The sequence below is a fragment of the Flavobacterium sp. genome, assembly GCF_044376915.1.
GTDB lineage: Bacteria > Bacteroidota > Bacteroidia > Flavobacteriales > Flavobacteriaceae > Flavobacterium.
In genome coordinates this window covers 1-7,202 of the sequence record NZ_JBILKB010000084.1, presented here as the reverse complement: position 1 = coordinate 7,202, position 7,202 = coordinate 1, and the positions used below count along the sequence as shown (strand labels likewise).

At 32.6% G+C, this 7,202-nt stretch carries 6 protein-coding genes and 2 pseudogenes; 3 read left to right on the top strand and 5 right to left on the bottom strand.

The window, feature by feature from the left end; all coding sequences use genetic code 11:
- Together ACIQ6Z_RS08365 and ACIQ6Z_RS08360 are read right to left on the bottom strand one after the other, a co-directional pair.
- Positions 1–586 (bottom strand): annotated as a pseudogene (locus ACIQ6Z_RS08365) (glycine--tRNA ligase); the annotation flags it as partial.
- Positions 587–633: 47 nt separating this feature from the next.
- Positions 634–1,398 (bottom strand): hypothetical protein, encoded by a 765-nt coding sequence (locus ACIQ6Z_RS08360; protein WP_396210442.1) that lies wholly within the window; start codon positions 1,396–1,398, stop codon positions 634–636.
- Positions 1,399–1,460: 62 nt separating this feature from the next.
- On the opposite strand from ACIQ6Z_RS08360, the gene ACIQ6Z_RS08355 reads away from it, so the two are divergent.
- Both ACIQ6Z_RS08355 and ACIQ6Z_RS08350 read left to right on the top strand, forming a co-directional pair.
- The gene (locus ACIQ6Z_RS08355) at positions 1,461–2,144 is read left to right on the top strand and encodes a ComF family protein (protein WP_396210441.1); all 684 of its coding nucleotides are present in this window, start codon (positions 1,461–1,463) and stop codon (positions 2,142–2,144) included.
- Positions 2,145–2,212: 68 nt separating this feature from the next.
- Complete coding sequence (locus ACIQ6Z_RS08350) at positions 2,213–3,817, top strand: Ig-like domain-containing protein (protein WP_396210440.1); 1,605 nt, start codon at positions 2,213–2,215, stop codon at positions 3,815–3,817.
- Here ACIQ6Z_RS08350 and ACIQ6Z_RS08345 read toward each other — a convergent pair.
- A complete protein-coding gene (locus ACIQ6Z_RS08345; RefSeq protein WP_396210439.1) occupies positions 3,814–4,578 on the bottom strand; it encodes a nitrilase family protein in 765 nt (254 codons plus the stop codon). The genes ACIQ6Z_RS08350 and ACIQ6Z_RS08345 overlap by 4 nt on opposite strands.
- 47 nt (positions 4,579–4,625) lie before the next feature.
- On the opposite strand from ACIQ6Z_RS08345, the gene ACIQ6Z_RS08340 reads away from it, so the two are divergent.
- Positions 4,626–5,831 carry a hypothetical protein gene (locus ACIQ6Z_RS08340; protein ID WP_396210438.1) on the top strand — a complete coding sequence of 402 codons (1,206 nt, stop codon included), beginning with the start codon at positions 4,626–4,628 and terminating at the stop codon, positions 5,829–5,831.
- 62 nt (positions 5,832–5,893) lie between these two features.
- Here the strand turns inward: ACIQ6Z_RS08340 and ACIQ6Z_RS08335 are convergent, their stop codons facing one another.
- Positions 5,894–6,655 carry a succinate dehydrogenase/fumarate reductase iron-sulfur subunit gene (locus ACIQ6Z_RS08335; RefSeq protein ID WP_396196680.1) on the bottom strand — a complete coding sequence of 254 codons (762 nt, stop codon included), beginning with the start codon at positions 6,653–6,655 and terminating at the stop codon, positions 5,894–5,896.
- A 6-nt stretch (positions 6,656–6,661) separates the two neighbouring features.
- A pseudogene (locus ACIQ6Z_RS08330) lies at positions 6,662–7,202 on the bottom strand (fumarate reductase/succinate dehydrogenase flavoprotein subunit); the annotation flags it as partial.

Sequence of the window (7,202 nt, the reverse complement as noted above, 5' to 3'; positions counted from 1 at the left end):
TGAATTGCTTTACATCAGTCCAATTTTTTGAACCACTTTCTGGACAAGCAATTTCTAGTTCTTCAATTAAGGCTTTTACATCGGCTAGGTTTTCAGTTTCTAAAGAACGGGCCATTCGTTCTAGAATTTCCTTCTTTTTAGCCAAATATTCCATCACACGAGGATTGGTAGTTTTGTATTGCTCTTCATCAAAGGAAGCGCCAAAACGCTCGCTCGCTTTGTCAATTTCTTTTTGTGCTTTTTGATTTAATTTTTCGGCATAATCCTCAATTAAAACATCGGCACGGTATCTTTTTTTAGAATCTTTATTATCAATCAATGGATCATTGAAGGCATCCACGTGACCCGAAGCTTTCCAAGTAGTTGGGTGCATTAAAATAGCAGCGTCTAAACCCACAATATTTTCGTGCATTTGTACCATTGCTTTCCACCAATACTCACGGATGTTTTTCTTTAATTCCACCCCATTTTGTGCATAATCGTATACCGCACTTAAACCATCGTAAATTTCGCTTGACGGAAAAATAAATCCGTATTCTTTTGCATGCGAAACTACATTTTTAAAAATATCATCTTGTTTTGCCATACTGCAAAAGTAAAAATAGGATTGGAATAAAGAAAAGTTTTAAGGGATTATTTGTAATCAAATGTAGAGGAGCCAATTTTGGCAAACTCACTGTAAACATTGATGATGTATTTCCCTTTAGGTGTCTTATTTTGAATCAAATCGACATAAGCACAAACGTCGGTGTCGTTTTTGTTGTAATTGACCTCAGAAACGGCACTATACACCAATTTAACACCCGCTTCATTTTCTACTGAAGAATTTTCCTTGGAGATAATTTGGTTCTTTGGATTAACTACTTGAATGTACAAGGTTTTAGCTCCCGATTTTACAATTTCATTCTTCTGAAGTGTATAACAAACACGCAACTGTTGGATTTGAGAGTTACTCGATTTGTACAAATCTGAATAAATTTTTACTCCTTTTGCATTGATATTAATGGCCGATAATCGATTTACCACTACAGGATTTGAAACCGCAACATTGTTTTTAGCTTTAACTAAAGCTTGATTTTTAACAGCAATTTTAGCGCTTAATGCCTTAGCTTTATTGGCATAAAAAGCCATAGAATCGGCAGTTTGATTGACCGGAGAAGTCGAATCAACTGATTGGGCAATACGTTTGGCGTTTTTGATTGATTCTTCTCCTAGAGAATCATATTTGTGCAGTATCTCACTAAGCTGATTTTCTAAAACTTTGATTTCTAACTCAGATTGTTTTTTATAATCCGCTAATTCAACTTTAACACTATAATAATTTACACTAAAAAACAACAATAAGAACAGCAATACTATGATACTTATTTTTGTAATTTTGTTTTTCTTACTTGTCATACCCTACTTATATACTACAAAAGTATTTAAATTAATTAATTTTATTTTAATAAACCGACCAAATGCTAAAAAATCTGATAAACTTACTTTTCCCTAATTTATGTGCTGGCTGTAACGCCTTATTATTAGAAAATGAAGGGTTAATTTGTGCAAAATGCCGACACAATCTCCCACATACACAACATCATTTGAATCCAAACAATTATATTGCTGCTAAATTTTATGGGGTTCTTCCAATAGAATTTTGCAGCGCTATGCTTTATTTTCATAAAGATGGGATCGTGCAAAATCTCATACATCAATTGAAGTATAAAAACAAACCTGAAATTGGAACTTTACTAGGTAATTGGTATGCACATGACCTTCAAAAAATTGCGGCAAATCAAAAATTTTCAGTAATAATTCCGGTGCCGCTCCATAAAAAAAGACTACAAGAAAGAGGATACAACCAAGTCACTTCTTTTTGCGAAGCCTTATCGGAACAATTACAAATTGAATGGAACGACCAACTATTAATTCGAACGACCTATTCCAATACGCAAACCAAAAAAAATAAAGAAGCTCGAACAAAGGTGGAACAAGCGCGCTTTGAAGCAGTATTTACTTCTTCAGATCATGGTAAACATTTTTTATTAGTGGACGATGTGATTACTACGGGAGCCACGTTAGAGGCTTGTGGCAAAGTCCTATTAAAAATTCCAAATGCAAAAATTAGTATTCTTACCATTGCCTATACTGATTCTTAAAAATTACTAAAAATTGTATGTTTACATCAATTATAGTTGTTATTTTGTAACTTCTTTATTTTTAGAAAATGATAAAATTAAAATATATCGTGTCGCTTTTGGTTCTCGCCACTTTTTTTTCGAATTGTGCCAAAAGAGGAACCATTTCGGGCGGCCCCAAAGATACTATTGCTCCAAAGATTGTTGGAAGTTTACCGGCTAACTTTAGCACAAATTTTAAAAGCAATGAAATAAAAATTAATTTTGATGAATTGATCAAAGTGAAAGACATCACCAAACAATTGATTATTTCGCCCCCCCTTAAAAAGCAACCGATTATCATTCCGCAAAGTAGTGCAAGTAAATTTATTTCGATTAAATTGTTGGATACACTACAAGAAAATACCACCTACAGTTTTAATTTTGGACAAAGCATTACGGATAATAATGAGAACAACCCGTACTCACAATTCAAATATGTTTTTTCGACAGGGACATACATAGATTCGCTTACTTTAGTAGGGAAAATTAAAGATGCCTACAAACAAAAACCAGATAATTTTGTGAGTATATTACTGTATGATGCTAAAACGTTTACTGATTCAACAGTGTATAAAGAAACCCCATTGTATGTTACCAATACACTAGATAGTTTACACGTTTTTTCTCTTGAAAATTTAAAAGAAGGAAACTATCAAATTATTGCATTAAAAGACAAATCTGGAAATAATAAATTTGATCCTAAAAGTGATAAAATTGGCTTTATAAATGAGGCGATTACTTTACCCACTTCAACAGCTTACGAATTAGAATTATTTACAGAAAAACCGCAATTTAAAGTTTACAAGCCCACGCAAGAAAGCAACAACAAACTGTATTTAGGATACGAAGGAAATGCCAAAAACCTGAAAGTAACCGCAAAAAAAAGAGGAGAAAACATTCCTTTGCGCCTTACAAAATACCCTCAAACGGATAAAGATACTGTCCAATTGTTTTTTCCTAAAATGGAATTGGATTCGCTTGAAGTTACAGTAGAAAATGACACTTATTCTAAATCCTTTACGTCTAAATTGAAAAACATTAAATCCAGTGATAGTTTAAAAATTATCGCCAAAACACAGGGCGTATTATCGTTTAGGGATCAATTAACATTGACTACTAATACCCCCATTGATAAAATAGATGTTTCAAAAATAATGCTAAGAAATAAAGATTCTGTGGCGGTAAAATTTACAGCAGATTATGACGAGTACAACCAAGAAATTCGATTTGATTTTAAAAAAGAAGAGGAAGAAAAATATACCTTAGAGCTATTACCTGAAGCCATCACTGATTTTTATGCGGCGAAAAATGATTCGCTGCAATTTGAAGTAAACACCAAATTATTAGCCGATTATGGCAACCTAAAAGTTACGCTTTCTGGTGTCAAACGATTTCCAATTATTTTAGAAGTTCTCAATGAAAGCGGCGATATATTATATTCTAAAACATCTCAAAAAGAAACTTCTATGCTCTTTGAAACTATTGAACCCAAATTGTACACACTCCGAGTAATCTATGATGATAACGGCAATGGAATATGGGATACCGGTGATTATTTGGCCAAAAAACAAGCCGAAGAAATAGTATATTACCCTAAAATACTCGACGTGAGGGCCAACTGGGATGTAGAGCAAGATTTTAATTTGGATTAATCCAGCGTAAACCGATCGGCATCGTTTAAAAAATTAAATTGAACCCTTTTTGCATTTTGTTGCAATAGGTCCAATTCACAACAAAAAATACCAGATTCATTGTGCGCATTCAATCGTTCCATACCCATACAATCGAACACTTGAGAATGGCCTGGGTACTCTAATTGATTCGCATCAGTTCCTATTCTATTTACGCCAATCGTATAACACATGTTTTCTATAGCGCGTGCTTTTAATAAGGCATCCCAGGCGTTAATTCTTGGTTTTGGCCAATTAGCAACATAGAGTAATAAATCGTATTGTTCAATATTTCGTGCAAAAACTGGGAAACGTAAATCATAACAAATCTGAAGACAGATGTTCCAACCTTTATACTTTACAATTACTTTTTCTTCCCCCTTAGTATATATTTTATCTTCTCCTGCCAAAGTAAATAAATGCCGCTTGTCGTAAAATGCTACCTTGCCTGTAGGAAAAACAAAGATCATGCGGTTGTAGTATTTTCCATTTTCTTTAATGATCAAACTTCCTGTGATGGCACAGTTTTTCTCAGCTGCCAATTTTTTAAGCCAGCTAATTGTTTCCCCATCTAATGTCTCTGCCACCTCATGTGGATGCATTGTAAAGCCTGTCGTAAACATCTCGGGCAACACAAACAAATCGATAGCCTGCGGCGTGTTGCGAAAATAACGTTCGATATTTTTTCGGTTCTCAGCAGGGTTTTCCCAAGTTAATTCGGACTGAAAAAAAGCAATTTTCATAATATTAATTTATAAATATATTTATATTTACCAAAAATACTATTATTATGCGTTGCTTTATGTTATTATTTACACTTGTATATAGTGTTAACATTTCATCACAAATTAATTTTGAAAAGGGTTATTTCATTACTAATGAAAATATTAAAACAGAATGTTTTATTAAAAATTATGACTGGATTAATGCTCCCAAAGAAATAGAATACAAACTAAATGATACCGCAATTGTAGAAAAAATTACATCAAATGAAATAAAATCATTTCAGATTTATAATTCTGAACATTACTTTCTAAAAAAAACTTTTACTATTGATGAAAACACTAATCAGAAATCAGAAAAAATTATAACTATCACAAAATTATTGAGAGTTGTAATTGAAGGTAATGTTAACTTATATGCATATAATAGCAATATTTTTCTTTATGAAAAAGACAATATTATTAAGCAATTGATTTATAAAAAATTCCAAAATGATAATAAAATGGAGGAAGATTTTACATTCAGAAAAGAAATTTATACTAATTTAAGTTGTAATGAAAATAAAATAGATATTCGTAAACTAAATTATAGAAGACAGGAATTAATAGAATACATTTCAAATTATAATAAATGTAAAAACTCAGATTACGTATATTATGGAACTAATCAAACAAAATTCAAATTTAATTTTAAAATTTTAGCAGGTGTAAATTTTTATAGCATGGAATCTAAGCTGACTTTTGTAAGCCGGGAAGATAGACCTTTAAACAATAAATCTTCATCGGTTAACGCTATTTTTGGCTTTGAAACAGAATTATTGCTGCCTTTTAACCACAATAAATGGTCTGTTTTCCTTGCTCCAAATTATCAGATTCAGAATCAAGAATTATCCGAAATGAAAACTAACTTATATGGAGGTTATAATGGAATTGTTGAAATGAAAGATGATTACTCTTATATTGAGTTACCTATAGGAATAAGAAAGTATTTTTATTTAAATAATAAATCTAAGATATCTATTGATATGGCTTACGGTTTTATTGCTTATTTAAGAAAAACAAATGATAGAGCATTTGACCCTGAATTAGAATATGCAACACCATTAATTGTTTCAGAAAACACTAAAGATTCAACACCAATGTTCATTCGTGTAGGATTAGGCTATAACTATAATGATAGATATTGTTTTTCACTAAACTATACTCCAATTAAAACTTTAAGCCAAAGTGAGATAAATTCTTTTTCAATATTAGCTTCTTATAAGTTATTTTAGAAGTCAATAAATATTAAAAAAGCACGCTAAAAAGCGTGCTTTTTTATATAAAATAAGTCGGATTATTTCACAGAAGCTTTTAAAAATTCTCTGTTCATACGAGCGATGTTTTCTAACGAAATTCCTTTTGGACATTCGATTTCGCAAGCGCCAGTATTGGTGCAATTTCCAAATCCTTCTTCGTCCATTTGACGTACCATATTTAACACACGATTAGTGGCTTCTACTTTACCTTGAGGCAACAATGCATATTGTGATACTTTAGCACCTACAAATAACATGGCCGAACCGTTTTTACACGTCGCTACGCACGCACCACATCCAATACAAGCTGCTGCTTCAAATGCTTTGTCTGCATCGTCTTTTGGTACTGGAATGGAGTTTGCATCAATGGTATTCCCTGAAGTATTTACCGATACGAAACCACCTGCTTGTTGAATTCTGTCGAAAGCACTTCTATCTACCACTAAATCTTTAATTACAGGAAATGCTTTACTTCTCCATGGTTCGATGTAAATGGTATCGCCATTGTTGAACATTCTCATGTGCAACTGACAAGTCGTAATTCCGGTATCTGGTCCATGAGCACGTCCGTTAATATATAAAGAACACATCCCGCAAATTCCCTCACGACAATCGTGATCAAAAGCTACTGGTTCTATATTTTCGTTTATTAATTGTTCGTTTAATTGGTCTAACATTTCCAAAAACGAACTTGCAGTAGAAACATTATCTAATTTATATGTTTCCATGCTCCCTTTTGAATTGGCATTTTTTTGACGCCAAATTTTAAGGTTTATATTGATATTTTTTGCTGCACTCATACTATTTTATTTGTAATTTCTAGCTGCGATTTTTATAAACTCGTATTTCAATTCTTCTTTATGAAGTTCTTCTTTTGTAATATCATCCCCTTTGTATTCCCAAGCTCCCACAAAAGAGAAGTTTTCATCATCACGAAGTGTTTCGCCTTCAGCATCTTGGTATTCTTCACGGAAATGACCTCCACAAGATTCTTTACGTTGTAAAGCATCCATCGCCATCAATTGACCCAAATCAATTAAATCGGCAACTCTTAGTGCTTTTTCTAATTGAGGATTCAACTCTTCGTTACTTCCTGGAACATTTACATCGCGGTAAAAATCTTCTTTCAATTGGGCAATTTCAGCGATTGCTTCTGTTAATCCTTTTTCATTTCTACCCATACCCACTTTATTCCACATGATCAAACCTAATTTTTTGTGGAAATAATCTACGGATTTTGAACCGTTATTGTTCAAAAATTTACTGATTGAATCTTTAACTCGTGCTTCAGCTTCTTCAAATTCAGGTGCATCAGTTGCGATTTTACCCGTTCTGATTTCATCCGCC